This window comes from Yoonia maritima (assembly GCF_003003285.1).
GTDB classification, from domain to species: Bacteria; Pseudomonadota; Alphaproteobacteria; order Rhodobacterales; family Rhodobacteraceae; genus Yoonia; species Yoonia maritima.
Window position 1 is genome coordinate 160855 of record NZ_PVTP01000007.1, and the last position, 25107, is coordinate 185961.

Here is a 25107-nt window from a genome sequence, read left to right on the forward strand (position 1 = left end):
ATGCGCTATATCTCAACCCGTGGCTCTGCACCTGCGCTGACATTTGAAGAGGCGATGCTGACTGGCCTTGCTCGTGATGGCGGCCTGTACGTCCCCGAAGAGGTGCCGACGCTGACCAATGCGCAAATTGCGGCGATGGCTGGCAAGTCGTATGAGGAAGTCGCCTTTGAGGTCATGCGCCCGTTTATCGGTGATACATTCAGCGACAGCCAGTTTCGTGAACTGATCGCCAAAGCCTATGCTGGTTTTGGCCACGCGGCCCGTGCGCCGTTGGTGCAGCTGGCGCCGAACCACTTTTTGCTCGAACTATTCCACGGTCCGACGCTCGCGTTCAAAGATTTCGCGATGCAGCTGATTGGCCAAATGTTCCAAGCAGCGCTGTCGCGTTCAGGTGATCGCGTCACAATCGTTGGTGCAACATCGGGCGATACTGGCTCTGCCGCGATCGAAGCCTTCCGTGGGCTATCGAATGTCGACGTGTTCATCCTTTTCCCGCATGGCCGCGTGTCCGAGGTTCAGCGCCGCCAGATGACAACACCTAGCGAAGCGAACGTGCATGCGCTCGCCGTTGACGGTGACTTTGATGATTGTCAGGCAGCGGTCAAAGACATGTTCAATGACTTTGCGTTCCGCGAAGATGTGAAACTTGCTGGTGTGAACTCGATCAACTGGGGCCGCGTTTTGGCGCAGGTGGTTTACTACTTTACCGCCGCTGTCAGCCTTGGTGCACCACATCGCGAGGTGAGCTTTACCGTTCCGACCGGGAACTTCGGTGATATCTTTGCTGGCTACATTGCTAAGAAGATGGGCCTACCAATTGCCGATCTGGTTGTTGCGACCAACCGTAACGACATCCTACACCGGACGTTCGAAACTGGCGCTTATACCAAAGAAGGTGTGACCCCAACGATTAGCCCATCAATGGATATTCAGGTGAGTTCCAACTTTGAACGCGCGTTGTTCGATGCCTACGGCCGCGATGGCGCAGCTGTTGCTGGTCAGATGGAAGACCTGAAAAATGGTGGTTTCCAGATCAGCCAAGGTGCCTATCAGATGCTGAAGGACACTTTCAAATCTGGCCGGGCATCCGAAGAAGACACGCAAGCTGCGATCAAATCTTACCGCGCCAATAATGGCGAACTGCTTTGCCCGCACACTGCCGTTGGTGTTCACGTGGCCGAGGCACATTTGGGTGCGACCCCGATGGTCACACTGGCGACTGCGCACCCTGCCAAGTTCCCTGACGCCGTGAAAGAGGCATCAGGCGTCGCGGCACCTCTTCCCCCTCGGATGGCGGACCTATATGACCGACCAGAGCGGGTCACACGCGTGGCCAATGATCTTGCTGCATTGCAAGCAGTCATCAGGGAACGGATCTGAATTTGACAATTGAACTGCACACCCTGTCCAACGGTTTTCGGATCGTGACAGAGCACATGCCGACCCTGAAATCTGCCAGCATTGGCATCTGGGTCGACGCAGGTGGACGCCACGAACGGCTAGAGCAAAATGGCATTGCGCATTTCCTAGAACACATGGCGTTCAAGGGAACTAAAACGCGTAGTGCCCTACAAATCGCCGAAAGCATCGAAGACGTTGGCGGCTACATCAATGCATATACCAGCAGGGAAGCGACCGCATATTATGTGAGGTTGCTTGAAGATGACGTGCCGCTTGGTTTGGACGTTATTGCCGATATTTTGATGAATTCGATATTCAGCCCTGAAGACGTTGAAATCGAACGTGGCGTGATCCTGCAAGAGATCGGCATGACCATCGATACGCCTGACGAAATGGTGTTCGATTGGCTGCAAGAAGTGTCTTACCCCGATCAGGCCCTGGGTCGCACGATCTTGGGCCCGACTGAACGTGTCAGTGCGTTCAAGCAAGATGATCTAAAGCAGTTTGTTGCAGAGCATTATGGTCCGAACCAAATGATTCTGGCGGCTGCCGGTGCTGTTGATCACGAAAAGATCGTCGCCCAAGCAGAGGCTTTGTTTGGTCATCTGCCCGCGCTTGATCGTGGTCCAAACCTGATTCAGCCCGCTAAATTTGGCGGCGGAGAAATCCGCAATATCAAAGATCTTGAGCAGGTACATTTCGCGCTGGGTCTTGAGGGACCAGATTACCGTGATCCGATGATTTACACCGCGCAAATTTATAGCTCTGTCATGGGGGGCGGTGTGTCGTCGCGCCTGTTCCAAGAGATCCGTGAAAACCGTGGTTTGTGTTATTCGATATTTGCCCAAACTGGTGCGTATGAAGACACTGGGATGACAACGATTTATGCAGGGACCAGTGCTGAACAGATCGCTGAACTGTCCAATATCACCATCGACGAAATGAAACGCGCGGCTGACGATATGACTGCTGCAGAAGTTGCGCGTGCGCGTGCACAGATGAAGGCCGGTCTGCTGATGGGGCTTGAGAGCCCGTCAAACCGCGCGGAACGGCTTGCACGCTTGCTGTCCATCTGGGACCGGATTCCAACGCTTGACGAAACCATTGCGCATATCGATGCGGTAACGACAGGTGACGTCAAAGCCTTTGCCGAGAAAATGGCCGGTGACACAGGTACGGGCCTTGCGCTTTATGGCCCAGCCAAGGCTGCACCGACATTGGACGCATTGAAAGAACGGTTGGCGGCCTGATGCTGGGGACCAAGCGAAAGGTCCGGATTGAAACCGAACGGCTGACATTACGCCCACCCATTCATGGCGACTATCGCGCTTGGTCGTCGTTGCGTCATGATAGCGCTGCGTTTCTAACCCCGTGGGAACCGACCTGGGCGACGGATCATCTGACGCGCAAGGCGTTTACTAATCGCGTTTATTGGGCGCAGCGATCCATCGCGAATGGAACTGCACTGCCGCTGTTTTTGATCCGCCGCGAAGATCAGGCGTTGATCGGTGGTATCACCTTAGACAATATCCGGCGCGGCCCGTCGCAGGCTGGAACGACCGGATATTGGGTCGGTGAACCTTTCGCCCGCCAAGGCTACATGCGCGAGGCGCTACAGGCCGTCGCGCACCACGCATTTACGGCGCTTGACCTTAGTCGGCTTGAGGCCGGGTGTTTGCCAGAAAACAACCCGTCGCGGCGGTTGCTTGAACAATGTGGCTATAAATACGAAGGCGTCGCGCAAAGCTATTTGCAGATCAACGGCCGTTGGCGGAACCATGTGCTTTATGCCAACCTGCGCCATGATCGTCGCGGTAAAACCGACGTCGGTTAACCAACAAAGGATCGCGTCATGCTAAACCCTGTCACGCCGGAATTCGAAGCACAGCTGCGTGCCGCGCTACCCCCAGCAGCGTTCAAGGATGACACTGCGCTTTATATGTCCGAACCGCGCGGGCGCTGGACGGGGCAGGGCCTTGTGATTGCACCAAGCAGCACTGAAGAGGTCGCAACGCTGGTGAAGGCATGTGCAGAAGCAAAGGTCGGGATAATCCCCTATGGCGGTGGCACTGGGTTGGTTGGCGGTCAGTTGACGGACGAAGGGCCAAAGTCTGTCGTTATCTCGCTTGAGCGTATGAACAAGATCCGTGCCGTTTATCCGACTGAAAACGTCTTGGTCTGTGATGCCGGTGTTATCTTGGCTGATGTCCAAAATGCTGCCGAAGATGTGGATCGGTTGTTCCCACTTTCGCTTGCATCTGAAGGGTCTGCGCGGATTGGCGGTTTGCTGTCTACGAATGCAGGCGGCGTGAACGTTCTGCGCTACGGCAATGCGCGCGCGCTGTGTTTGGGGTTAGAGGTCGTGCGCCCGGATGGGACTATCTGGCATGGGCTGACCCGTTTGCGCAAAGACAATACTGGCTATGACTTGCGCGATCTGATGATCGGCGCCGAAGGCACGCTTGGCATCATTACTGCAGCCGCGCTCAAGCTGGCGCCGCGTCCGGTTGGTATTGGTGCTGCGATGATGGCAGTGCCATCGCCGCAAGCCGCACTTGATCTGCTGGCGCTTGCCGGTGCGCGTATCGGTGACGGGATTTCAGCGTTTGAGATCATGCACCGACAAGGCATGGATTTTCTGACAGAAGTCGGCCCAGAGCTACGCCAGCCATTTGCTGAAGTGCCGGAGTGGTGTGTGCTGGTCGACGTGGGGCTTCCCGCAGGGCTTAGCCCAGAAGACGCGCTAGAAGGATTGTTCGAAGCGAGTTTTGAACAAGGGCTGGTTACCGATGGTGTGATCGCGCAAAGCCGCGGACAGCGTCAGGAACTTTGGGATATCCGCGAAAACATCCCCGAAGCCAACCGCAGGATCGGTTCCGTTAGTTCGCACGATATCGCCCTACCACTAAGCGTCATTCCTGATTTCATTGAGCAGGGTGGCAAGGCGCTGGCAGAGGTTGGCGATTTTCGGATCAACTGTTTTGGGCATCTGGGGGACGGCAACTTGCACTACAACGTGTTCCCGGCCCAAGGACGTAGCCGCGACGAATACGACGCCTTGCGCGGCGCGGTAAAGCAAACGGTGCACGATCTGGTGTCAGAAATGGAAGGATCGGTCAGTGCCGAACACGGGATCGGTCGGCTGAAAGTCTCTGATCTGGAAAAATACGGTGATCCTGCTAAGCTTGCTATGCTATGCGCGATCAAAGACGCGCTGGACCCGCAAGGGATCATGAACCCGGGGGCGGTGCTAAGGGCGCGTGGGTAACGATCCCATCAACAGTTTCCCAAGGCTTTTTATTAGGAGCACATGGAATGATTTGTATTAGGTTGTTTATATCGGCGTGCGTCGCAACTATGCCTTTGGCAGCATTGGCTTGTGACGATGCGATCGCGGCGGTTGATGTCCCGCATTTCATTGAGGTGCAGGACAACCTGTTAAGCGAACCATCTCAGGGTGCGGCAACGGCGTTTCTGTCCGAATTTCCCACGACGTTTTGCGTGTTCAACGGTCTTTTCGGGTACTCAGATGGCGTTGCTGCTGCGTTGTATGAACAGGATTTGTTTTCGTCGCTGCCTTTGTTAAGCACATTTGCAGATCATACCGTGCTTAGCTCGCGATATGTCGGGATCGCTGCTGAGGCGAAGTGGGACGTTGATAACGTAAATGCTTTGCAGGCGGCGTATCGCGATTTGTTCGCGTTGGAAAAGCGTATGGTTATTGCCGATATTTTGGCTTTGCCAGATGGCCAGCAAATGGTTGCCACACGGTTTTTGTTCGATGGCTTTTATCCGACGCAAAAATTCCTTGCGCCAAATGAACGTTTAGCAGCTTGCGAGATAGATCAGAAATTTTGCAGCTTGCTTGACTTAGTCGAACAGCAGCTTGTTGCTGAAAGCCTATGAGTAACGACAGCCAAGTCGATTATGGCTGCCGTTTTTTTTATCGTTTACTCACCTTCAAACGAACATAGCGCGTGCACGTCCATTCCTAGGCCTTCCAGTCGTTTGCGGCCGCCTAGGTCGGGTAGGTCGATGACGAAGGCGCAGCCGACGACTTCGGCACCCATGCGTTCGATCAGTTTAATTCCGGCTTCGGCAGTGCCGCCTGTGGCAAGTAGGTCGTCGACCAGCAGTATCTTTTCACCCGGCTGCAGCGCGTCGTCGTGGATTTCGACAATGGCTTCGCCGTATTCAAGCGTATAGGCCTGTTCGATGGTTTTGCCGGGCAGTTTGCCTTTTTTGCGGATGGGTACGAAACCTTTGCCCAATTGGTGCGCGATTGCACCGCCAAGGATAAACCCACGTGCCTCTAGCCCGATGACCTTGTCGATTGGCTGTCCCGCGTAGGGGTGCAAAAGCTGGTCAATGGCGATCCGAAAACCGCGCGGGTCGCTGAACAATGTGGTGACATCACGGAACATGATCCCTTCGTGCGGGAAATCAGGGATGGTGCGGATGTAGTCTTGGACGGTTTTCATGGTGGTCTTTCTAAAGGATACGGCCAGCGACGGCGTCTAGTTTGGCGACCAGCGCAGGGTCGCGTTTATCAGGGGCGGTCATAACCGCGTATTCAAGCGCCCGATCACAGCCGTGCGGGCAAGTCTCGCGTTTTGCCCCGAGTAGCGCCGGGAGTCGAGAGACAAGATCGCGTGCTTTGGTCCCGTTGCCTTGTAGCGTTGAGATAATTTCGGTGATGTCGACGGCCCCGTGATCTGGGTGCCAGCTATCGTAATCGGTGATCATCGCGACAGAGGCATAGCAAATCTCTGCCTCGCGGGCGAGCTTAGCTTCGGGCATGTTGGTCATCCCGATCACATCGCAGCCCCATTCGCGGTACATTTTGCTTTCGGCCATGGACGAAAACTGCGGCCCTTCCATCGCTAGATAGGTGCCGCCTCGGTGAATTGTGATGCCCGCATCACGGCCGGCGGTTTCACAAGCGTCTGAAAGACGTTCGCACGTTGGGTGCGCGACGCTGACATGTGCGACGCATCCAGTGCCAAAGAACGATTTTTCGCGTGCAAAGGTCCGGTCGATGAACTGATCTACGATGACGAAATCACCGGGGGCGAGTTCTTCGCGGAACGATCCGCAGGCGCTAACGCTGATGATGTCAGTCACGCCTAGCCGTTTCAGTGCATCGATATTGGCCCGATAGGGCACTGTCGTGGGGGAATGCAGGTGCCCGCGGCCATGGCGTGGCAGAAACGCCATTGCGACCCCGTTTAGCGTTCCGGTCAGAATTGCATCAGATGGCGTGCCCCATGGGCTTTCGACTGTGACCCATTTTGGATCTTCTAGCCCGTCCATATCATAGATACCTGAACCACCAATGATGCCGATTTTCGTTTGCATTTTAGTCACCTGCGTTGAATTCGATCCGCGTAACTTTGGCTGGGAACCAATCAAATGTGAACCCCTGCAGGCGTGCCGTTGTCGCAACAATATAAGGCACCTGCGCCCCAAGGGGTGACAATTGCACGCAGGTCCGATAGGGCATGCGTAACATCCCCATTTTGACAGGAATCCTCATGGCCCGCGCTCTTTTAGCGAGTTTCGCAGATAGTCTTTCGATTAGCGATCCGAACGCACCTTTGACACCCAAACAGCTTCGCATTGATGTGCTTTCAGGGCTGACAGTTGCCTTGGCGCTGGTGCCAGAGGCGGTTGCCTTTGCGTTCGTCGCTGGGGTTCAGCCATTGGTTGGCCTTTATGCTGCGTTTATTGTTGGTTTGATCACCGCCGTCTTTGGTGGCCGTCCCGGTATGATTTCGGGTGCGACTGGTGCGTTGGCTGTTGTGATGGTTAGCCTTGTTGCTCAGCATGGTGTTGAATATCTGTTTGCGACTGTCGTTCTGATGGGGCTGCTGCAGATTTTTGTCGGGATCATGCGCTGGGGTAAGTTCATTCGCCTAGTGCCGCATCCTGTGATGCTGGGCTTTGTGAACGGTCTGGCAATCGTGATTTTCCTTGCGCAGCTGGGGCAATTCAAGGTTCCCGGCACAGCCGAGGCTGTTGGCCATGGTGTTGGCGGTGGCGAATGGCTTTCAGGCGGTCCAATGGCGTTGATGCTGGGGCTGGTCGTACTAACAATGGCGATTATCTACTTCATTCCAAAGCTGACGAATGCGATCCCGGCACCGCTTGCTGGTATCGGTATTGTTGCTGCCATCGTGATTGGTTTCGGCCTTGATGTGCCAGTTGTTGGCGATCTGGCGAGCATCGAAGGTGGCCTGCCACCGTTCCATATTCCAATGGTTCCGATGACATGGGAAACGTTTGAGATCATCTTGCCTTATGCTTTGATCCTCGCTGCGATTGGTTTGATCGAAAGCCTGCTGACGCTGAACCTTGTTGGTGAAATGACGGGCAACCGTGGTGGCGCAAGCCAAGAATGCATCGCACAGGGTGCAGCGAACACAGTCACTGGTTTCTTTGGCGGTATGGGCGGTTGCGCGATGATCGGTCAGTCTATGATTAACGTGAAATCTGGTGGCCGTACCCGCGTTGCTGGTATCGCGGCGGCATTGTTCTTGTTGGCGTTCATCTTGTTCGCAAGTGGCCTGATTGAACGTATTCCGCTTGCTGCGCTGGTCGGTGTGATGTTCATGGTTGTGATCGGCACATTCGCTTGGAACTCGCTTACCATCTTGCGCAAAGTACCGCGTATGGACGCGTTTGTGACGATCCTTGTAACCGTGGTGACCGTTGCGACTGATCTGGCGACCGCCGTTGTGGTTGGTGTGATCGTTTCGGCGCTTGCCTATGCTTGGAACAACGCCACACGCATTAACGCCAAGACACATGAAACGCCCGAAGGTGCAAAGGTTTACCAAATCCGAGGTCCGCTGTTCTTTGGTTCATCTGACGGTTTCACCGAACTGTTTGATGTCGAAAGCGATCCGTCTTTGGTCATCATCGACTTTGACGAAAGCCGCGTTGTTGACCAATCAGCGCTGCAAGCGATCGAAGCGATTGCCGGTAAATACGAGGCCGCAGGCAAGCGTATCCAGTTGCGCCACATCAGCCACGATTGCCACCAACTGCTGTCCAAAGCAGGGCACCTGATCGTGGATAGTGACGATGACCCAGATTACGCGCTGGCCGTTGATTACGGTGTTAAAACAGGCATCCTTGGCGGACATTAATCCCCTTGAATATGGGCGCGCGACGACACAGATGTGTTGCGCGCCCATTTGGCTACTGGCGCAGCAATTGCGCGTTCATGGCCTCGGACTTTCTAAATGTTGATTGATATTGCTTACGTTGCCGGAGGCCTTTTGGCCTTGGTTATTTGCGGTGATGTGCTTGTGCGCGGGGCTGTAGCGGTTGCACAGCGTGCGGGGCTTTCGCCATTTGTTATCGGTTTGACGCTCGTTGGTTTCGGCACCTCTATGCCAGAGCTCATGACCAGCCTTATCGCTGCCTTCCAAGGCCTTCCCGGTATCGCGTTGGGCAATGTGGTTGGCAGCAATATCGCGAATATCCTTCTGATCTTAGGTGTCACAGCCGCGATGGGGGCTGTGCCCGGTCGCGCATTGCTTGAACGTGACGGTATGGTGATGCTGGGGGCCACTGCGCTTTGCGCGGGGCTTATTATGTTTGGGTATATTGGGCGGGCTGCGGGCCTGCTTTGTCTTGCTGCGCTTGCAGGCTATCTGATTGTCACTTTCCGCAGCAAGCGTCCCGAAGATGAAGCCGAAGAACCGGTCGAAGGTATGTCCGTCTGGGCGGGCGTTGGTGTCTTTCTGCTAGGCCTTTTGGGCGTAATGGCCGGGGCAAAGTTCCTCGTCCAAGGTGCCAGCGAAATTGCACGTGCATTTGCCGTATCAGAGGCCGTGATTGGCCTTACGATTGTGGCCGTTGGTACATCGCTACCCGAGCTCGTGACCTCTGTGGTGGCTGCGCGTAAGGGGCAGGGCGCCATCGCGATTGGTAACATCATTGGGTCCAACATTTTCAACGTGCTGGGTATCCTAGGGATTACCGCCGCAGTCTATCCGCTGACGGTTCCAGCCGACATGGCAGGGGTGACCTTGGCTGTATTCATCCTTGCTGCACTTGCGCCTGCCGCATTTGCACGCATTCGTGGACAGATCCCACGTTGGGCAGGGTTTTCGTTTGTTGCGGCCTATGTTGGGTATGTCGTTGCAATTGTTGCGTGAACCCGAAAACTAAGCTATCTGGTTTTTGTCACTCGCCGGGTTCACGGCGGACATTACCGAGACATAATAGACTATGACACTGATGGCATTTGCGGCTTATGAGCAGCAATTGAAATGGGTCGCATTTGTGCTGGGCGTTGCCAGCACAATTTGCGTTGTGCAGGGGTGGCAATTGGCAGCGATGCTGTTCAGCCTACCGTTTTGCTTAATCTGGATGTACTGCGCATGGCTGCGCACGGAACCGCAGTTGAAGTATATCAACATGCTGTTCACGGTGCTTTATGTTTATGGGATCGGGCGGTATTTTTGGATCGTGATTTAAAAAAAGGCGGGGCGCATATGCGCCCCGCCTTTTTTTAAATTTAACTGCGTTATTATTGCAGCGGGATGGTGACCCCTGCGAAGATGGATGTCGATGATACATCGTCAAATTCATCCCCTTCTTCGAATGGATCAATAGATCCATGATCGACGAAGTTACGTGTATCAATGGCACCTGAAAGCAGCTTATAGCTGATGCCAAATTCCATTGTGGCACCATCGCCTGCCCATGCTGCATCCATCAAGACAGATGGTGTCAGTTCAAATGTGGTGACATCGATTGTGTCTGTAGCTGAAGCGGTTTGTTCGTCGTTAGGTGACCCATTGGACGTTTCGAAATCAACGATATCAGTCGTGCGATCACCGCGGTATTGTGCGACGAAACCTTCGATTTGTATGGTCATGCCATTCTGTAAAGGAACTTGATGACGCGCGCCTATTTTCAAGCCAAGCCCCGAGAACTCAGTGTCCCGAGATACAAAGTTTTCGAAACCATTGGGATAAAGATAGTCCGTTTCAAGTTGGTTTTTGATACCCAGATATGAAACCCCAGCAAGCAGTTCTGTCAGACCTGATCCAACCTCAAATCGTCCCAAAGCAGATAGGTCTGCATATGCAGTCTGGTTTTCGGTGTCTGCACGATCTTGACAATCGGGGATGAGGCCCAGGTAAGTAGTGATATAGCAAGAGTTATCCAATGGATCACCGCTATCATCTTTACCCAAGAGAACGCCAAACTGTAAGTTAAGGTCTAGTCCGATATTCTTGTAAACATTATCCATGCTGTATGTTGCAGAGCCCATCATACCTAAGCCGTAGTCGGTATTAATAGGTGTTTCTCCGTCATCATCCTCTAACGCATATGTATATTCGTTTGCGAAACCTGATGCGATACCACCACGTAAAACCAGTTCGTCTGCACTAGCAAGTTGGGGAGCAATAGCCGCGGTTGCGACGGCTAAATATTTAATGTTCAGTATCATATTGTTTCCATTGATTAATTAGTTCAATGAGAGGCGAGAAACATCTGATTAGTCCTAACGTCAATAGTGGTTTGCCTCGGGGAGATGTGAAGTGAATTAATCACGCGTTTATTGTTGCATGTATGCGGCACTTTCTATTTTTGGGTGTATTTCCATAGGGTGATGTGATCTTTGATTGTTTTGAGCTTAACCAGGCCGTTTGAGCGTGAACGCATCGCGCACGACAGCGTAGTCCTGATAGCCCATGCGGGCGAGCATCCCGAATTTTGTCACGTCGAATTTGCCGTCGATAAGGCAATCATCGCGTAGGTGTACGCCGATGACTTCGCCGAATACGGCGAAGTTGGCCGCACCGGGCAGTTGCACGATTTGCGTGAGCTTGCATTCCAATGTCGCGGGTGCATTCGACACGCGTGCGCAGGCGATTCCATTACATTCGGCCTTGGCAATGTCGGCAAGGGCAAATTCATCGGTGTCTTTGTCCCACGCGCCTGATGTTTGGTTCATCGCGTCCTTGGCCGCATATTCAACAATGTTCACTGCAAATACGCCGGTTTCACGGATATGTGCGACCGAATCTTTGGTGCCGTCACGGTCAGGTTTTGTACTGGTCGACGAAAACATGACCTGAGGTGGTTCGTATGCAACCGCGTTGAAAAATGAATATGGGGCAAGATTGTCATACCCATCCGTGCCCCGCGTTGAAATCCAGCCAATTGGGCGGGGCGAAACGACGGCGTTAAACGGATTGTGCGGCAGCCCGTGCCCATTTTTTGGCTCGTAAAACATCGTGTTGTCTTTTCCTTAGGTTTTCTAAGAGGTAGCTTGCCGCGACTAACTTGGCCAGATGAAAGAATAATGCAGCAAGCCCCAATGACAATGGCCGAGGAAACGGCGGGTGACTGGTGGGAAGTAGAGGCGCTGTACGACCTTTGCTTTGCACCCGGTCGGTCCGCGTTGTCGTCCTATCGTTTGCGTGATGGCGTTCCGCCGATTGCGCCCTTGTGTCTCACTGCGCGTGATGAACATGGCATCTTGGCGGGTGCTGTGCGCAATTGGCCTGTCTGTATCCATGGGCATTTGGCCGTGTTGCTTGGTCCCATTGCCGTTCACCCGACCCGCCAAGGCGAAGGTGTTGCCGCCATGCTGATGCGGCAGTGTTTGGCCGTCGCGGCGGATCACGGATGGGACCGAGTGATGCTGGTTGGCGATGCACCCTATTATGGGCGCTTTGGTTTTGAGAAGCTGCAAGGCGTTGAAATGCCTCCGCCAACCAACCCTGATCGTGTGTTGGGACTGGCGCTGCGTGACGGTGCTTGGGACGGCATTAGAGGGCATGTCACGCAAGCCACTGATTGCAAATAGGTCGTCGCGCCCCCATCTTGATTGTATGAGCGTAACAGATAATGACCTAAAAGCACTGAACCCAATAGATTTACCCGCCCCGCTGAGTGACGAGGCGCGCGCGCAGATTATTGCGCTGGCCGAACGACAAAGGCGCGCACGTGGTGTGCTGATGAAGGCGATCAACTTTGTTGGTGGTCAGGTCGAAGACGGGATGAAGCTGCTGCCCAAGCCGGTACGGTCTCAGGTCGATGACATTGCCCGAAAGGCGCTGGAACACAGCTTTGAAGTTGCAGCAAAATCGCGCGACGGACTGGGTAAGAACATCGGTTCGGACCGGGTTCACAAGGCGATGGGAACAATCACAGGCGCGATTGGTGGGCTGGGTGGCTTGCCAACAGCACTGGCGGAATTGCCCGTCGCGACGACCGTAATCTTCCGCGCGGTGCTTCATGTTGCCGAAGGTCATGGCGAAGATCCACAATCTGTTGAAACCCGTATGGAATGCCTTGCGGTGTTTGGGGCCGGTGGCCCAGGAACGGCGGATGACGGTGTTGATACGGCATTTATCGGGGCCCGTCTTGGGCTGTCAGGTGCCGCGGTGCATGGGCTTATTAGCAGGGTCGCGCCAAAGTTTGCGGCGGTAATGTCGCAAAAGCTGGCGACCCAAACCGTGCCGATATTGGGTGCCGCTGCTGGGGCAGGGACCAATTACGCGTTTGTCGATTACTATGTGGCGCTTGCACATGTGCATTTTGGCCTACGCAAACTCGCGCGGGACCACGGGCAGGACGTCGTAACCGACGCGTTTCACAACGCCTTACTTAATCAGACTTGATAAACAAGCCAATCGGCAACGGCACGGCGTACCGATTGATCGCCGCGTGCGATTGCCTCGTCCATGACGGCCTTAACTTCGCCCAGATCAACGCGACGCAGCAGGTGCTTTACTGGTCCAACAGATGCTGGGCGCATTGACAGCGTACGCAGCCCAAGCGCGGCAAAGCACAAGGCCTCGACCGGTCGTCCGGCATCTTCGCCGCAGAACGATAGGGCGGTATTGGAAGCATTGCAGCGGTCAATCACTTGGCTGATGAAAGACAAAAAACTGACGTTGAGCGTGTCATAGCGTTTACGCACCCGTTCGTTTTCCCGATCAGCAGCAAAGAAGAACTGTTTCAGATCGTTGCCGCCTATTGAGATAAAGTCCACCTCTTCGAAGAATACATCGGGGGCGAAACCCAAGGATGGTGTTTCCAGCATTGCGCCGACCTCTAGCGAGGATGGTAAGCTGTGGCCTAAGATTTTTTCGCGGGCGATGGCTTTGTCCATCTCGGCCTTGGCTGCGCGAAATTCTTCGAGTTGGGTAATAAACGGGAACATAACGGCCAGCGGCCCGCCATCTGCGGCGCGTAACAGGGCCTGCAACTGCATCCGTAGCACACCGGGTTTATCTAACCCCACACGAATCGCACGCCAGCCCATGGCAGGGTTGGGTTCATCGTTGGGCTTCATGTAGGGCAGGACTTTGTCTGATCCGATATCAAGAGTGCGGAACGCAACGCGTTTGCCGTTCGCAGATTTCACAACCCGTGAATAAAGGGCCGATAATTCGGCACGACGTGGCATCTTATTGCGCACTAAGAACTGTAGTTCGGTACGGAATAGGCCAACGCCCTCGGCACCCGAACCTTCCAACGACGGTAGGTCTGCAATCAGCCCCGCATTCATCTGAAGCGAGATCGTCGTGCCACATTTTGTCGTCGCGGGTAGGTCACGGATTGATGCATAGCGTTCTTGGGCGCGGGTTTGCATGGCGAGCTTATCACGGAACGCGCCATGGACCGTTTCGTCGGGCCGTAGGTGTGCGATTCCTTGGTCGCCATCAACAAGGATCGGATCGCCGTTTAGCGCTTCTCGGGTGATGCCTTTGGCGTTGATGATCAATGGGATCGCCCAAGCCCGTGCAACAATGGCTGCATGGCTACCGACGGACCCTTCTTCAAGAACGATTCCCTTTAGGGCCTTCCCGTATTCAAGCAGTTCACCGGGGCCGATATTGCGGGCCACCAGAATTGGATTTTCTGGCATATCATTGCGCGCGTCTGCACCTTGCCCGGTCAGGATGCGAAGCAGACGGTTGGATAGATCGTCTAGATCGTGCAACCGTTCGCGTAAGTATGCATCGCCGGCTTGGTTTAGGCGGGTACGCGCAAGCGATTGTTCTTTTTCGACCGACGCTTCGGCAGATAGGCCATTACTGACATCGGCTTCCATCCGGCGCATCCAGCTGCCAGAATTGGCGAACATGCGGTATGCTTCAAGAACTTCAGCTTGATCCGCATCGGCGGAACGCGCCCCGAGCAGCATATTATCGACCGATTTGCGTAGCTTTTCGACACCATCGCGCAGGCGCGCCAGTTCCACATCAGGATCATCCGAGATCGGATTCGTGACGACCACGCGCGGTTCGTGCAGGAATACGCGGCCTTCGCTCGCACCTTCTTGGGCGACTGACCCGCGGAGCATGACGTGTTGTTGATGGCGGGCAGATAGGGCGGCACCTTCGCCGACGAATGCACCCAATTCGGTCATCTCGGCCAGAACCATCGCTACGATTTCAAGCGCATACACTTCGTCTGCTGAAAATTCGCGGGCAGCTTTAGATTGGACAACAAGCACACCCATGGCGTCGCCAAGGCGTTGAATCGGAACACCACAGAACGATGAATACCGTTCTTCGCCTGTTTCCGGCATGTAGCGGAAACCTTTTTCGGCGGGGGCGTCTGCTGTGTTGATTACCGTCCGACTTTTGGCTGTTCGACCAACGAGACCTTCGCCAAGACGCATCCGGGTTTGGTGGACCGCTTCAGCTTGCAGGCCTTTGGTCGCACACAGTTCAAGCGTTTCAGAATCACGGAAGAGATAGATCGAGCAAACCTCGGTCATCATCGATGTCGCGATAAGATCTACGACTTCGTCTAGACGGGCTTGACCTTCGTTATCGGCGGCCAACGCCTCGCGTAGGCGGCCAAGCAGCTTGCGGCTCTCGGTTTCAATCCGTTCTGGCATTGGTCCCCCGTCGACGGCGAACCGATCGTTTGCGATCAGCTAGCCTTTTCCAATTCGAATGCATCATGCAGGGCCTGAACGGCAAGTTCCATGTATTTTCGATCAATCAACACGGAAATTTTAATTTCAGAGGTTGTGATGACTTTAATGTTCACACCTTCAGCGGATAAAACTTGGAACATTTTCGCAGCAACGCCAGTGTGGCTACGCATGCCGATGCCAACGACTGATACTTTTGCAACGCCCTCATCCGCGACAAGATCGTGGTAATTAATGTCGCCTTTGTCTTTGGCTTCTTGCATCGCCTTTTCGGCGCGCACAACCTGATCAACCGGGCAAGAGAACGTCATGTCTGTGCGTCCCTCTTCCGAGATGTTCTGCACGATCATGTCGACGTTAACACCGGCGTCAGACAGTGGGCCAAAGATCGCGGCGGCAATGCCGGGGCGGTCAGCGACCGAAATCAGGGTCATTTTTGCTTCGTCACGGGAATAGGCCACACCGGCCACGACGTTGGATTCCATGATTTCCTCCTCATCGCAGACGAGCGTACCTGCTTCGTCCGATGGTTCCTCAAAAGATGATAGCACGCGTAGGCGTACCTTATAGCGCATCGCCAATTCGACCGAGCGCGTTTGCAATACTTTGGCGCCAAGCGATGCCAGTTCGAGCATTTCTTCAAATGCGATCTTGTCGAGCTTGCGCGCCTTTTTGGTGATCCGTGGGTCGGTCGTATAAACGCCGTCTACGTCAGTGTAGATATCACAACGTTCCGCGCCGAAAGCGGCGGCAAATGCGACGGCTGTGGTGTCTGATCCGCCACGGCCCAATGTTGTGATGCGGCCTTCGGGGCTGATCCCTTGGAAACCTGCAACAACTGCAACCTTCATACCTTCGCCGAACTTGGCGTTGATATTGTCGGTTGGGATTTCTTCGATCCGCGCGTTTGAATGCGCAGATGTCGTTTGTACCGGTACCTGCCAACCCTGCCAGCTACGTGCAGGAATATCCATTTCCTGCAAACGAAGCGCCATCAGGCCAGCGGTGACGTTTTCACCCGAAGATACAATCGCATCATATTCGCGTGCGTCATAAAGCGGGGATGTTTCGTTGACCCAGCCAACCAATTCGTTGGTCTTTCCGGACATGGCCGAAACGATGACAATGACGTCATATCCATTGGCGACCTCTACAGCGACGCGTTTCGCAGCGCGGGCGATCCGGTCAAGATTGGCAACCGATGTGCCGCCAAATTTCATTACAAGCGTTGGCATGGTCGTGTCCCCCGGGGCGTTCCACCCCTGTAGTAATTCCGCAGGTGTCTTAAAGGCGCACGCCGCCAAGGGCAATGCGCAACTGACACTAATACGGGGGACTAGTTGGTCTTTTTACGAGGAATAAAAGGAAGCGGGAGCACTGGGATACCGTCATCGACCAGTTTCTTAGCCTCTTCCAGTTTTGCTTCGCCATAAATGGGGCGCTCTGGCTTTACGCCGTCATGCATGTCGCGTGCTTCTTTGACGAAGGAATTGCCAACGTATTCAGAAGAACTTTCGACCTTATTGCGCAGTTCTTCGATGGGGTTTTCAGTGGCTTTGCGTGCCGCGATTCGGTTCGAGGTGCTAACCGAAGGTGCCATGATGGATTTCGTCACGGCCGTTGAACCGCATGTGTCGCAATTAATCAGCCCTGCGTTGCTTAGTTTTTCAAAAGCATCGCCGGATTGAAACCAGCTTTCAAAAGCATGGTCTTGGTCACATTTGAGATTGAAGCGGATCATGATTGTTAAATAGGCGTTTTACTGGCGCTTGCAAGCTTGCCGTTAGTGCAGGACCATCTGAGGTTTAAACGAAGCAACGATACGTTTTAGCTCTGGTTCTTGCAATTTTTTCGCGGCTTTCTTGGGGCTTAGCCATTTGCGTTTGCGTTGCCCTTTTTCGGGCCAGTCGCTTAGCACGTTGCGCACATGAACGGGGTAGACCATCACTACAATAGGTGCTGTCCCGGATTTTAGCGGCTTAACGTAGCTGTAAACACCAAGGCAGTGATCGATCGCATCACCGGTAATACCAGCCTCTTCATAGGCCTCGGTTGCGGCGGCTTGGGCCGGTGTTTGTTTGTGCATGGGCCAGCCTTTGGGCAAAATCCAGCGGCCAGTATTGCGGGTCGTTACGATGCAGATCTCAAGGTTGTCGTTGTGCATCCGCCAACATAGGGCTGCGAATTGCGCGCGTACGTCCGTTTTTCGTCCAGCCCGAAGCTTAATAGGGAGTTGGCGGAAAGCGATTTTTGCCATGGTTCCAGTCTTGATTTACGGTACACCGCTGAAGATGCAGGACGTTACGCATGCCCCGCTTGCACAGGCAAGCCCTTTCCCACGCTTTATTGGGTCCGAGATCTATCGGAACTCGAGCTATGGCGCATGGCATCCGTTACGTGTGCCGCGTGTTTCGACGGTCATGGATTTGTCCCGCGCAATGAGATGGTTGCCTGCGGCACAGTTTATCACAAGTCCCCGTGCAAAGCCCGCAGCACTTACCGGATTTCACACCGATCAGTATATCGCTGCCTTACAAGCAGCCGAAACCGCACAGGCTGTGAGTGATGAAACACGGGCGCGTCATGCGCTTGGCACGCCGTCTAATCCAATCTTCACTGAAATGTACCGCCGTCCTGCGACCTCGGCCGGGGCGTCGTTATTGGCGGGTGAATTGTTGTCCAAGGGTGGTGTTATCTATTCACCGGCAGGCGGTACCCATCATGGCATGCCAGATCGTGCGAATGGTTTTTGTTATTTGAACGACCCTGTGCTGGCGATCCAATCGCTGCGTCGCAATGGTGCACAGCGGATTGCTTATGTTGATATTGACGCCCATCACGCTGACGGGGTTGAACATGCGTTTGCGGCTGACCCCGACACCCTGTTGATTTCTGTACACGAGGCTAATCGCTGGCCTCGGACAGGTGCGTTGGCTGATTGCGGGGTAGGGCAGGTGTTCAATTTACCCGTTCCAGCAGGGATGAATGACGATGCCATGGCATTGATCCGCGATGATTTGATCTTGCCACTGGTCGCGGGTTTTCGGCCCGATGCTGTTGTCCTGCAATGCGGTGCGGATGCTGTGACCGAAGACCCGCAATCGCGGCTTTGTCTGTCAAACAACGCACATTGGGCGATTGTTCAGGCATTGGCCGCGATGTCCCCGCGCTATCTGGTATTGGGGGGCGGGGGATATAATCCTTGGTCGGTGGGCAGATTATGGGCGGGCGTATGGGCGACATTGCAGGGGGCTGAGATTCCAGACCGTGTGCCCGACGTAGCACAGGATGTTTTGCAGGCGTTAACGTGGCAGACCCCGCAACGTACCCGCCATCCCGAACCACATTGGATCACAACGCTACGGGATGATCCTCGCCTTGGTCCAATTGACGCCGACATTCGCAGTGGTTTGCAGGTTTTGGCCGCACGTGCGCGGCAATGGGTCTAGGCCTTGCGAATGGCTGCGAACGCCTCGATAGTCGCGGCATGTTGATCCGACCTTTCATCACTATGATTTGCCTTGCGCTTTTCGGTGCGCAGACCGCGCGCGCAGAGGTTTTGGTATTTGCGGCCGCAAGCCTCAAGGAACCTGTGGATGCGATGGCCGCGCAGTTCCCAGATGTCGTCGTGTCGTATGCTGGTAGCGGGACGCTCGCGCGGCAGGTCAGTCAGGGCGCACCAGCCGATGTGGTGCTTTTGGCGAATGCGGATTGGATGAACTACTTGCGCGACGGTGATCATGTGCAGCCGCATACGGTCAGTGACTTCGCAAGCAACGGTTTGGTTCTTATTGGTCCTGCGACGTCAAATGACGTGCCGCTGACCGCCGATGGGATCACGACTGCGCTGGGCGGAGGGCGTATTGCCGTTGGCCTGACCAATGCGGTGCCTGCCGGCATTTATGCAAAAGAGGCGCTGATCCATCTAGGTTTGTGGGATCAGTTTGCCGGGCAATTGGCCGAAGTCGATAACGTACGTGCGGCACTGGCGCTCGTTGCACGAGGCCAAGCCCCGCTAGGTATCGTCTATGCAACCGATGCGCGGATATCTGACGCGGTGCGCGTGGTTGCGAGTTTTCCGCAAGAGAGCCACACACCGATCCGCTATACGGGTGCGTTGACGCCTGACGCAGATGAAAACGCTGCTACATTCTGGGGGTTTGTGACGGGATCCGCAGGGCAAGCGATGATGGCAGAGGCAGGTTTTCTGCCCCCAGTTTCACGATGATGGACCTTTTGGGACTGTCCGAATGGGCAGCGATCATGCTGTCACTGCGTGTGGCAGTCGTGGCCGTGATCTGTGCGCTACCTCTCGCGATTGGTGTGGCGTATTTGCTGGCGCGAAAACGGTTTTTCGGGCGGCAACTTTTAAATGGCATCGTCCATTTGCCGTTGGTTTTGCCGCCAGTCGTGACAGGCTATTTGCTGTTGGTGACCTTTGGAAAACAGGGACCGATTGGCAGCTTTCTTGAGCAGGTGTTTGGTATCTCTTTGGGGTTCCGTTGGACTGGGGCAGCCCTTGCGGCCGCAGTGATGGCATTTCCACTGATGGTGCGTGCAATTCGCCTTGGGATCGAGGCTGTCGACCCAGGATTAGAGGACGCTGCCGCGACGCTTGGTGCATCGCGAACAAGGGTCTTTATGACGGTGACCTTGCCGTTGATCTTGCCTAGCATTCTGGCAGGCGCAGTTCTTGGATTTGCCAAGGCGCTGGGCGAATTTGGCGCGACGATTACCTTTGTTGCGGCCATTCCAGGGCAAACCCAAACGATCCCATCCGCGATCTACGGACTGCTGCAAGTACCGGGTAGCGAACCTGCTGTTGTTGGATTGGTGACTGTCGCCATTATTCTCGCCATGGGCGCTTTGCTCATTTCAGAATGGCTGTCGCACCGCATGGCGCGCAGGGTGGGACGTTGATGCTGCGTATCTGTGTTCAGGAAAACCAAGGACAATTCGGACTGGACGTCGATATCAATGCGCCTGCTGGCGTGACGGCGATATTCGGTCGGTCTGGCTCGGGCAAGACGACATTGGTGAACGCAATTGCCGGATTGTCGCGGCCTGACGCAGGTAAGATTGTCGTGGGCGATGCTGTGCTGTTTGATAGTGCTGCACGGGTTAACCTACCGCCGCCCCATCGCCGAGTGGGGTATGTATTTCAAGATGCACGGCTGTTTCCGCATATGTCTGTGCGCCGCAATCTGACCTATGGCGGTGACCATGACGCAGCACATGTGATTGAAATATTGGGGCTAGAGCCGCTGTTAGATCGGCGTCCGGCGGGCCTATCTGGCGGTGAACGCCAGCGCGTCGCGCTGGGGCGTGCATTGATGTGTGATCCGCAAATCTTGCTGATGGATGAACCGCTGGCAGCGCTTGATGCCCCGCGCAAGGCGGAGATTTTGCCCTATTTTGAACGCCTGCGCGACGAAACCCGTGTTCCAATCATCTATGTCAGTCACGACGTGTCAGAGGTCGCCCGCCTCGCTACGACCTTGGTGGTTCTGGATGAGGGCAAAGTTGCGATTTCCGGGCCGGTTGGGCAGGTGCTTTCGAGCCCTGATGTTGTACCGTTGCTGGGTACGCGGACAGCGGGTGCTGTCATCGTCACGCGGGTTGCAGGGCGCCTATTGGACGATGATCTAACGGAACTGCAGTTTTCAGGTGGGCGTCTTTTGATGCCGGGGCAGCTTGGTGAAATAGGGCAGTTGCTGCGGATACGGATACCGGCACAGGACGTGATCCTTGCACGTGAGGCACCCACGGGGATGAGCGCCTTGAACGTGCTACCTGTGACGATCACTGAAATACGGCCCGGACGTGGGCCGGGCGTTGCTGTTGGGTTGCGTGCTGGCGACGATCAATTGCTTGCGCGGGTCACAAGACGCAGTGCCGGACGGATGGAGCTGGCCGTTGGGCAGCAAATCTATGCGATCATCAAGGCCACGGCCGTCGGCCCCGAGGACATCGGCGGCTAAAGCGCCTTGTCAATCGCGGCTAGCGTCCGGATTACGCCGCCGGCATGATCTTCGTAGAACTGTGTGATCTGGTTTTCAGTGACTGGCGTTGGCTGCTGGACAGCCTGCAAAAGCGCCGCGGGCGTTTGAACGTTGTCGCAAACACCTGCGGCTATTGCCTCGTGCGCGGGATAGGCGATGGTCCAGATGTGAGGGCCAACGATCACTGGCTTTTTCAGGGCGAGGGGCTCAATCACGTTATGTGCACCCTTGGGGACAAAACCGCCACCTACTATCGCGCGATCAGCAAGTGACAGATAAAAATACATCTCGCCCATGCTGTCGCCCAGCAGAACGTCGATTTTTGGGGCGTTTGCGTGCAGGTTTAAATCAGCGTCAAGAATTTCTGATCGCCGGGCGAAATTCAGCTCTGCATCGCGCAGCATATCGGCGACTTCATCAAACCGTTCTGGGGCGCGCGGAACATAGACGAAAAACGCATCCGGCGTGTTTCGGATCATGTCGATGTAAATCGGATCTTCGCCTTCAACCACGGATGTTAGCGTAAGTGCAGGGCGGCCTTTGGTTAGCGCCTCGCGCACATCGGCGGCAGTGTCCAAATGGTGCTGTGGGATAGGCTGGTCAAAGCGGAGCTCGCCCGTGATATGGATGTTGGTCATGCCCGCAGCGGCGAACCGACTGCGCTGGTCATCTGATTTCACGAAACCACCCGCAAAGCCCCCCAGCAGGGCCGCCCGCAGGCCAAGTCCTTTGGTGTCTTTATCAAAGCTTTTCTGCGGATACTGCGCGTTGCACATGAACAGCGGCGTGCCGTGTTTGCGACAAGCCATGATCATGCGCGGCCAAATTTCGATCTCCATCACTAGCCCGTATTTTGGGGTGAAGTGGCGAAGAAAACGGCGATAGGTAAACCCAAGCTCTAGCGGCACCCAAACCGGCTGAACACGGCCTTCGGCGATCTCAGTCGCGAACTCGCGTTCGGCCTCGCGCCGTCCAGCGGGGGTGAAATGCGTGGTCAGAACAGTTTCGCCCCGTTCTAGCAAAGCGCGAATAAGCGGCGTTGCCGACCGCATTTCGCCAAGCGACACGGCATGGACCCAAACCGGGTTCTTGAACTGTTTGGAATATCGCCCAAACCGTTCAGAGATATGCTGTGCATAGACCAGATCCTTGCGGCCACGTTTGCGCAGGTAAAGCAAGGCCGCCGGAAGCAGAAGCCACCAGAGTGCTTCGTAGACAATCATTGCAATGCGAAGTTTGAGCGGTGGAAATTTATTCATGCGTCGAGTCTAGCAGTCGCAGCAGGTCATTTTCCAGCAGATCGGTTTGGTGGCTGGCTGTTTGCACACAATCCGCTGCACGCATCGCTTGGTTGATCAGATCATCGTTGCGTAAATGATCGGCAAGATCTTGGGGTGTAGAAACCATGAATGCGGCCTTTGCGGTGTCCAGTTGATCATAGTCGTTCACAAAGTTGTCGACTTGGGGTCCGTGAAAAATGGCAGTGTTTAGCGCGGCAGCTTCCCACGGGTTATGCCCGCCGATTTCACTAAAGGTCCCACCAATGAGAGCCGCCTGTACAAGCCTGTAAATTAACCCAAGTTCCCCGAAGGTATCGCAAATCCACAGTGAGTCGGTTTTTGTTGGTCGCTTTGATAGCGATTTACGTGGGGCGTTTTCCGCAAATTCATCGCGGCGGTTTGGAAACCTTGGCACGATAACCAGCAGGGCATCGGGATGCGATTGTCGCAATATTTCGTTTGCGCGAATAGCGATCTGTTCATCTTCTGGATGGGAAGGGGCCACTGCCCAAATGAACCGCCCCGCGAGGTGGGCACGCAAAGCTGCCAGTTCGTCACCATCATATGACAGGGCAGGGGCCGCAGGTTTTAATGACCCCGAAATAATGGGCCGTGCGCCCAGTTTGGTAAGATGGTCTGCAGTTGTCTGATCTTGCGCAGTAATGAGCGCCATTGCCTGATACAAATTGCGGTACAGACCTTTGACCTTCTTGTGTGCAGCATATGATTTGCCATCCATCCGCGCGGCAATGACAGTCTGCGGAATGCCGCGACGATTGATGTCGCTTACAAATCCGGGCCAAATATCTTGTTCTGTCCAGATGCATAAGTCGGGCCGAAAGTGGTCTAAAAAACGCCGCCGATAGCGGGGTGCATCCAGCGGTAGGAACTGATGGAGCGTACGTGGGGGTAAATTTTTTGCGAATACTTCGGCCGAGGCAAGTGTCGTTGAGGTGACTAAGAAAGACGCCTCTGGCCGTTCATTTGCCATACGCGCAATGAGGCCGCGCAGGGACAGAATCTCGCCCAATCCGACGGCATGCAGCCAAATTAGCGTCCCTTCAGGGCGATGAGCAAGTGACTGTGCCTGCTTTTCAGACCAACGTGTCGGGTGTTCTTTGCCGCGCGTGAGCCGTTTGCGAAGCACACGCCCAGCAATGGCAGGGATGAGGTGACTGACGCCCAAGTAAAGGCGCAACACCAATCCGCGCTGCATGCTAGCTTTCGGCGTCATGGAATGTCTTTTGTAGCGCACTGTTCCAGAACGCATCCGTTTGCAAAATTGCGGCAAATCGATCTGCTGCGCTGCCTCCACCAAAAGCATCATGGCGCGGATGTGATTTACCCCATTGTTCAGCTAAAAATGCGGCTATCTTATCTGTCTCGGATGCTGCTGCAAAAAACACCGAAGGAGATTTCGCACGGTTGGTTTGTCGGGTGCCGATATCAAGCGATGGCACACCAATAAACGGTGCCTCACGGACACCCGCAGATGAATTTCCGACCATGGCGCTTGCGTTTTTCATGAGTTCAGAAAAATGCGCAAAGCGCATCGACGGTAGCACGCGAAACCTGTCAGTGGGCAAACGATTGATCGCGGCAAAAATATCGACAGAACCCGGATCGTTGTTAGGCGCGATGAGGATGAAATTTTTGCCTGACGCGTCTAATGCACTGAAGAGCGCATCGGCTTGCGCACCCATGGTCGCGGCCTCAGAGGTGACCGGATGAAAGATACAAATGCCAAAGTCATCGAAGGCAAGATCATAGCGCGATTTGACGTCTTCCATTGTTACGCCGGAGGGGCCAGCGTGAAAGTCGAGCTCGGGCGAACCAATCGCATGAATGTCATCTGCGGCCTCGCCCAATGACATCACACGTCGGGCGGCGTCATCTGAGGAAACGAAATGGCTGCTTGCCAGTTTGCTATTGCAGTGACGATAAATTTCATCAATCGTACCAGATACTTCGCCGCCTTCGATATGCGCGCATCGGATGTAATTTGTTGCACAGACTAAAGCACAGGCTAACGCTTCAACGCGGTCACCATGGATGATGACGAGGTCCGGCGCATGTTCTTTCACAAAATCTGAAAAGCCAATCACGGTCTTGGCAAGGATCATATCCTGCGGATCGCCAGCACGTTGATTTAGAAATTCATGCACATTGACGCCGGGGGTGCGGTGGACTTCAACCTTAGTCAGCCCGTAGCGATCCAGCATATGCATGCCCGTGACAAAGAAAGACACCGCAAAACCTTGATCACGTGCGGCAATTGCCAAAGGCTCAAGTTTGCCAAAGTCTGCCCGGGTACCGGTCACGAATAGAATAGATCGAGACATTGCGGCTCCAAATCAGTGATATATTGCCGCGCAGACTATCGGCAGGCAGGTGAAAAGGAAACTGAGAACCGCAGGCAGATTTGGGTTCTGGACGATTGCTCAGATCCGCTATGCCACAAATATGCAAGATGAGCGCAGCAAAAGGGGATATGTGC

Annotated in this window: 26 protein-coding genes; 14 read left to right on the top strand and 12 right to left on the bottom strand. The window is 54.7% G+C overall.

What is annotated here, in order from left to right; all coding sequences use genetic code 11:
- Genes thrC through CLV80_RS11895 form a run of 5 tightly spaced genes read left to right on the top strand, consistent with a single transcriptional unit; the run spans window position 1 to window position 5307 of the window.
- Entirely contained in the window at window positions 1-1380 is a 1380-nt protein-coding gene (thrC, locus tag CLV80_RS11875; protein WP_106358139.1) for a threonine synthase, read from the top strand.
- Between the two features lie 2 nt (window positions 1381-1382).
- Window positions 1383-2651: a M16 family metallopeptidase gene (locus tag CLV80_RS11880; protein WP_106358140.1), complete on the top strand. Its 1269-nt coding sequence runs from the start codon at window positions 1383-1385 to the stop codon at window positions 2649-2651.
- A complete protein-coding gene (locus tag CLV80_RS11885; protein ID WP_106358141.1) occupies window positions 2651-3235 on the top strand; it encodes a GNAT family N-acetyltransferase in 585 nt (194 codons plus the stop codon). Before CLV80_RS11880 ends, CLV80_RS11885 begins: the two co-directional genes overlap by 1 nt.
- Before the next feature lie 18 nt (window positions 3236-3253).
- Window positions 3254-4669, top strand: a complete 1416-nt coding sequence (locus CLV80_RS11890) for an FAD-binding oxidoreductase (RefSeq protein WP_106358142.1) — start codon at window positions 3254-3256, stop codon at window positions 4667-4669.
- Between the two features lie 47 nt (window positions 4670-4716).
- Window positions 4717-5307: a hypothetical protein gene (locus CLV80_RS11895; RefSeq protein WP_106358143.1), complete on the top strand. Its 591-nt coding sequence runs from the start codon at window positions 4717-4719 to the stop codon at window positions 5305-5307.
- A 44-nt stretch (window positions 5308-5351) separates the two neighbouring features.
- On the opposite strand, the gene CLV80_RS11900 is transcribed toward CLV80_RS11895, so the two are convergent.
- Genes CLV80_RS11900 through CLV80_RS18485 form a run of 3 tightly spaced genes read right to left on the bottom strand, consistent with a single transcriptional unit; the run spans window position 5352 to window position 6904 of the window.
- A complete protein-coding gene (locus tag CLV80_RS11900; RefSeq protein ID WP_106358144.1) occupies window positions 5352-5882 on the bottom strand; it encodes an adenine phosphoribosyltransferase in 531 nt (176 codons plus the stop codon).
- A gap of 10 nt (window positions 5883-5892) precedes the next feature.
- Window positions 5893-6759, bottom strand: coding sequence for an S-methyl-5'-thioadenosine phosphorylase (locus CLV80_RS11905; RefSeq protein ID WP_106358145.1), 867 nt, complete (start codon window positions 6757-6759; stop codon window positions 5893-5895).
- Between the two features lies 1 nt (window position 6760).
- Window positions 6761-6904 carry a hypothetical protein gene (locus CLV80_RS18485; RefSeq protein WP_207766568.1) on the bottom strand — a complete coding sequence of 48 codons (144 nt, stop codon included), beginning with the start codon at window positions 6902-6904 and terminating at the stop codon, window positions 6761-6763.
- A 31-nt stretch (window positions 6905-6935) separates the two neighbouring features.
- On the opposite strand from CLV80_RS18485, the gene CLV80_RS11910 reads away from it, so the two are divergent.
- From CLV80_RS11910 to CLV80_RS11920, 3 genes are all read left to right on the top strand, one after another.
- Window positions 6936-8552 carry a SulP family inorganic anion transporter gene (locus tag CLV80_RS11910; protein ID WP_106358186.1) on the top strand — a complete coding sequence of 539 codons (1617 nt, stop codon included), beginning with the start codon at window positions 6936-6938 and terminating at the stop codon, window positions 8550-8552.
- Window positions 8553-8648: 96 nt separating this feature from the next.
- Window positions 8649-9569, top strand: a complete 921-nt coding sequence (locus CLV80_RS11915) for a calcium/sodium antiporter (RefSeq protein WP_106358146.1) — start codon at window positions 8649-8651, stop codon at window positions 9567-9569.
- A gap of 73 nt (window positions 9570-9642) precedes the next feature.
- Complete coding sequence (locus CLV80_RS11920) at window positions 9643-9891, top strand: peptidase (RefSeq protein WP_207766569.1); 249 nt, start codon at window positions 9643-9645, stop codon at window positions 9889-9891.
- 52 nt (window positions 9892-9943) lie between these two features.
- On the opposite strand, the gene CLV80_RS11925 is transcribed toward CLV80_RS11920, so the two are convergent.
- Together CLV80_RS11925 and CLV80_RS11930 are read right to left on the bottom strand one after the other, a co-directional pair.
- On the bottom strand, window positions 9944-10873 hold the full coding sequence (locus CLV80_RS11925) for a hypothetical protein (protein ID WP_106358147.1): 930 nt from the start codon (window positions 10871-10873) through the stop codon (window positions 9944-9946).
- Window positions 10874-11059: 186 nt separating this feature from the next.
- Window positions 11060-11662, bottom strand: a complete 603-nt coding sequence (locus CLV80_RS11930) for a flavin reductase family protein (RefSeq protein WP_106358148.1) — start codon at window positions 11660-11662, stop codon at window positions 11060-11062.
- A 69-nt stretch (window positions 11663-11731) separates the two neighbouring features.
- Here CLV80_RS11930 and CLV80_RS11935 point away from each other — a divergent pair, with 69 nt between their 5' ends.
- Window positions 11732-12238, top strand: coding sequence for a GNAT family N-acetyltransferase (locus tag CLV80_RS11935; RefSeq protein ID WP_106358149.1), 507 nt, complete (start codon window positions 11732-11734; stop codon window positions 12236-12238).
- 25 nt (window positions 12239-12263) lie between these two features.
- Entirely contained in the window at window positions 12264-13055 is a 792-nt protein-coding gene (locus tag CLV80_RS11940) for an EcsC family protein (RefSeq protein WP_106358150.1), read from the top strand.
- On the opposite strand, the gene ptsP is transcribed toward CLV80_RS11940, so the two are convergent.
- The 4 genes from ptsP to CLV80_RS11960 all read right to left on the bottom strand — a co-directional run bounded on the left by ptsP (window position 13046) and on the right by CLV80_RS11960 (window position 17585).
- On the bottom strand, window positions 13046-15289 hold the full coding sequence (gene ptsP, locus CLV80_RS11945; protein WP_106358151.1) for a phosphoenolpyruvate--protein phosphotransferase: 2244 nt from the start codon (window positions 15287-15289) through the stop codon (window positions 13046-13048). The two genes, CLV80_RS11940 and ptsP, sit on opposite strands and share 10 nt — an antisense overlap.
- A 35-nt stretch (window positions 15290-15324) precedes the next feature.
- Window positions 15325-16563, bottom strand: a complete 1239-nt coding sequence (locus tag CLV80_RS11950; RefSeq protein WP_106358152.1) for an aspartate kinase — start codon at window positions 16561-16563, stop codon at window positions 15325-15327.
- A 101-nt stretch (window positions 16564-16664) separates the two neighbouring features.
- Window positions 16665-17069 carry a DUF1178 family protein gene (locus CLV80_RS11955; RefSeq protein ID WP_106358153.1) on the bottom strand — a complete coding sequence of 135 codons (405 nt, stop codon included), beginning with the start codon at window positions 17067-17069 and terminating at the stop codon, window positions 16665-16667.
- Between the two features lie 42 nt (window positions 17070-17111).
- A complete protein-coding gene (locus CLV80_RS11960; protein ID WP_106358154.1) occupies window positions 17112-17585 on the bottom strand; it encodes an NUDIX hydrolase in 474 nt (157 codons plus the stop codon).
- A 34-nt stretch (window positions 17586-17619) separates the two neighbouring features.
- On the opposite strand from CLV80_RS11960, the gene CLV80_RS11965 reads away from it, so the two are divergent.
- The 4 genes from CLV80_RS11965 to modC are packed head-to-tail and all read left to right on the top strand — an operon-like array spanning window position 17620 to window position 21309.
- A complete protein-coding gene (locus CLV80_RS11965) occupies window positions 17620-18777 on the top strand; it encodes an acetoin utilization protein AcuC (RefSeq protein ID WP_106358188.1) in 1158 nt (385 codons plus the stop codon).
- On the top strand, window positions 18768-19556 hold the full coding sequence (gene modA, locus CLV80_RS11970; RefSeq protein ID WP_106358155.1) for a molybdate ABC transporter substrate-binding protein: 789 nt from the start codon (window positions 18768-18770) through the stop codon (window positions 19554-19556). The genes CLV80_RS11965 and modA overlap by 10 nt, the downstream gene beginning before the upstream one ends.
- Window positions 19553-20248 carry a molybdate ABC transporter permease subunit gene (gene modB, locus CLV80_RS11975; protein ID WP_106358156.1) on the top strand — a complete coding sequence of 232 codons (696 nt, stop codon included), beginning with the start codon at window positions 19553-19555 and terminating at the stop codon, window positions 20246-20248. Before modA ends, modB begins: the two co-directional genes overlap by 4 nt.
- Window positions 20248-21309, top strand: coding sequence for a molybdenum ABC transporter ATP-binding protein (gene modC / locus CLV80_RS11980; RefSeq protein WP_106358189.1), 1062 nt, complete (start codon window positions 20248-20250; stop codon window positions 21307-21309). Before modB ends, modC begins: the two co-directional genes overlap by 1 nt.
- On the opposite strand, the gene CLV80_RS11985 is transcribed toward modC, so the two are convergent.
- Genes CLV80_RS11985 through neuC form a run of 3 tightly spaced genes read right to left on the bottom strand, consistent with a single transcriptional unit; the run spans window position 21306 to window position 24952 of the window.
- Window positions 21306-22589, bottom strand: coding sequence for a 3-deoxy-D-manno-octulosonic acid transferase (locus CLV80_RS11985; protein ID WP_106358157.1), 1284 nt, complete (start codon window positions 22587-22589; stop codon window positions 21306-21308). The genes modC and CLV80_RS11985 overlap by 4 nt on opposite strands.
- On the bottom strand, window positions 22582-23844 hold the full coding sequence (locus CLV80_RS11990; RefSeq protein WP_106358158.1) for a 3-deoxy-D-manno-octulosonic acid transferase: 1263 nt from the start codon (window positions 23842-23844) through the stop codon (window positions 22582-22584). Before CLV80_RS11990 ends, CLV80_RS11985 begins: the two co-directional genes overlap by 8 nt.
- Window positions 23828-24952 (bottom strand): UDP-N-acetylglucosamine 2-epimerase, encoded by a 1125-nt coding sequence (gene neuC / locus CLV80_RS11995; protein ID WP_106358159.1) that lies wholly within the window; start codon window positions 24950-24952, stop codon window positions 23828-23830. The genes CLV80_RS11990 and neuC overlap by 17 nt, the downstream gene beginning before the upstream one ends.
- Window positions 24953-25107 lie beyond the last annotated feature (155 nt).

Excerpts from the sequence above, each read along its gene's own strand:
- modA (WP_106358155.1), top strand. The coding sequence starts at position 18,768 with ATGGGTCTAGGCCTTGCGAATGGCTGCGAACGCCTCGATAGTCGCGGC.
- CLV80_RS11900 (WP_106358144.1), bottom strand. The coding sequence starts at position 5,882 with ATGAAAACCGTCCAAGACTACATCCGCACCATCCCTGATTTCCCGCAC.
- thrC (WP_106358139.1), top strand. The coding sequence starts at position 1 with ATGCGCTATATCTCAACCCGTGGCTCTGCACCTGCGCTGACATTTGAA.
- CLV80_RS11960 (WP_106358154.1), bottom strand. The coding sequence starts at position 17,585 with ATGGCAAAAATCGCTTTCCGCCAACTCCCTATTAAGCTTCGGGCTGGA.
- CLV80_RS11905 (WP_106358145.1), bottom strand. The coding sequence starts at position 6,759 with ATGCAAACGAAAATCGGCATCATTGGTGGTTCAGGTATCTATGATATG.
- CLV80_RS11920 (WP_207766569.1), top strand. The coding sequence starts at position 9,643 with ATGACACTGATGGCATTTGCGGCTTATGAGCAGCAATTGAAATGGGTC.
- CLV80_RS11895 (WP_106358143.1), top strand. The coding sequence starts at position 4,717 with ATGATTTGTATTAGGTTGTTTATATCGGCGTGCGTCGCAACTATGCCT.
- CLV80_RS11910 (WP_106358186.1), top strand. The coding sequence starts at position 6,936 with ATGGCCCGCGCTCTTTTAGCGAGTTTCGCAGATAGTCTTTCGATTAGC.
- CLV80_RS11935 (WP_106358149.1), top strand. The coding sequence starts at position 11,732 with ATGCAGCAAGCCCCAATGACAATGGCCGAGGAAACGGCGGGTGACTGG.
- CLV80_RS11890 (WP_106358142.1), top strand. The coding sequence starts at position 3,254 with ATGCTAAACCCTGTCACGCCGGAATTCGAAGCACAGCTGCGTGCCGCG.
- CLV80_RS11985 (WP_106358157.1), bottom strand. The coding sequence starts at position 22,589 with ATGAATAAATTTCCACCGCTCAAACTTCGCATTGCAATGATTGTCTAC.
- CLV80_RS11990 (WP_106358158.1), bottom strand. The coding sequence starts at position 23,844 with ATGACGCCGAAAGCTAGCATGCAGCGCGGATTGGTGTTGCGCCTTTAC.
- CLV80_RS11925 (WP_106358147.1), bottom strand. The coding sequence starts at position 10,873 with ATGATACTGAACATTAAATATTTAGCCGTCGCAACCGCGGCTATTGCT.
- CLV80_RS11940 (WP_106358150.1), top strand. The coding sequence starts at position 12,264 with ATGAGCGTAACAGATAATGACCTAAAAGCACTGAACCCAATAGATTTA.
- CLV80_RS11950 (WP_106358152.1), bottom strand. The coding sequence starts at position 16,563 with ATGCCAACGCTTGTAATGAAATTTGGCGGCACATCGGTTGCCAATCTT.
- CLV80_RS11955 (WP_106358153.1), bottom strand. The coding sequence starts at position 17,069 with ATGATCCGCTTCAATCTCAAATGTGACCAAGACCATGCTTTTGAAAGC.
- CLV80_RS11965 (WP_106358188.1), top strand. The coding sequence starts at position 17,620 with ATGCAGGACGTTACGCATGCCCCGCTTGCACAGGCAAGCCCTTTCCCA.
- neuC (WP_106358159.1), bottom strand. The coding sequence starts at position 24,952 with ATGTCTCGATCTATTCTATTCGTGACCGGTACCCGGGCAGACTTTGGC.
- CLV80_RS11915 (WP_106358146.1), top strand. The coding sequence starts at position 8,649 with ATGTTGATTGATATTGCTTACGTTGCCGGAGGCCTTTTGGCCTTGGTT.
- modC (WP_106358189.1), top strand. The coding sequence starts at position 20,248 with ATGCTGCGTATCTGTGTTCAGGAAAACCAAGGACAATTCGGACTGGAC.
- CLV80_RS11885 (WP_106358141.1), top strand. The coding sequence starts at position 2,651 with ATGCTGGGGACCAAGCGAAAGGTCCGGATTGAAACCGAACGGCTGACA.
- modB (WP_106358156.1), top strand. The coding sequence starts at position 19,553 with ATGATGGACCTTTTGGGACTGTCCGAATGGGCAGCGATCATGCTGTCA.
- CLV80_RS11930 (WP_106358148.1), bottom strand. The coding sequence starts at position 11,662 with ATGTTTTACGAGCCAAAAAATGGGCACGGGCTGCCGCACAATCCGTTT.
- ptsP (WP_106358151.1), bottom strand. The coding sequence starts at position 15,289 with ATGCCAGAACGGATTGAAACCGAGAGCCGCAAGCTGCTTGGCCGCCTA.
- CLV80_RS18485 (WP_207766568.1), bottom strand. The coding sequence starts at position 6,904 with ATGCCCTATCGGACCTGCGTGCAATTGTCACCCCTTGGGGCGCAGGTG.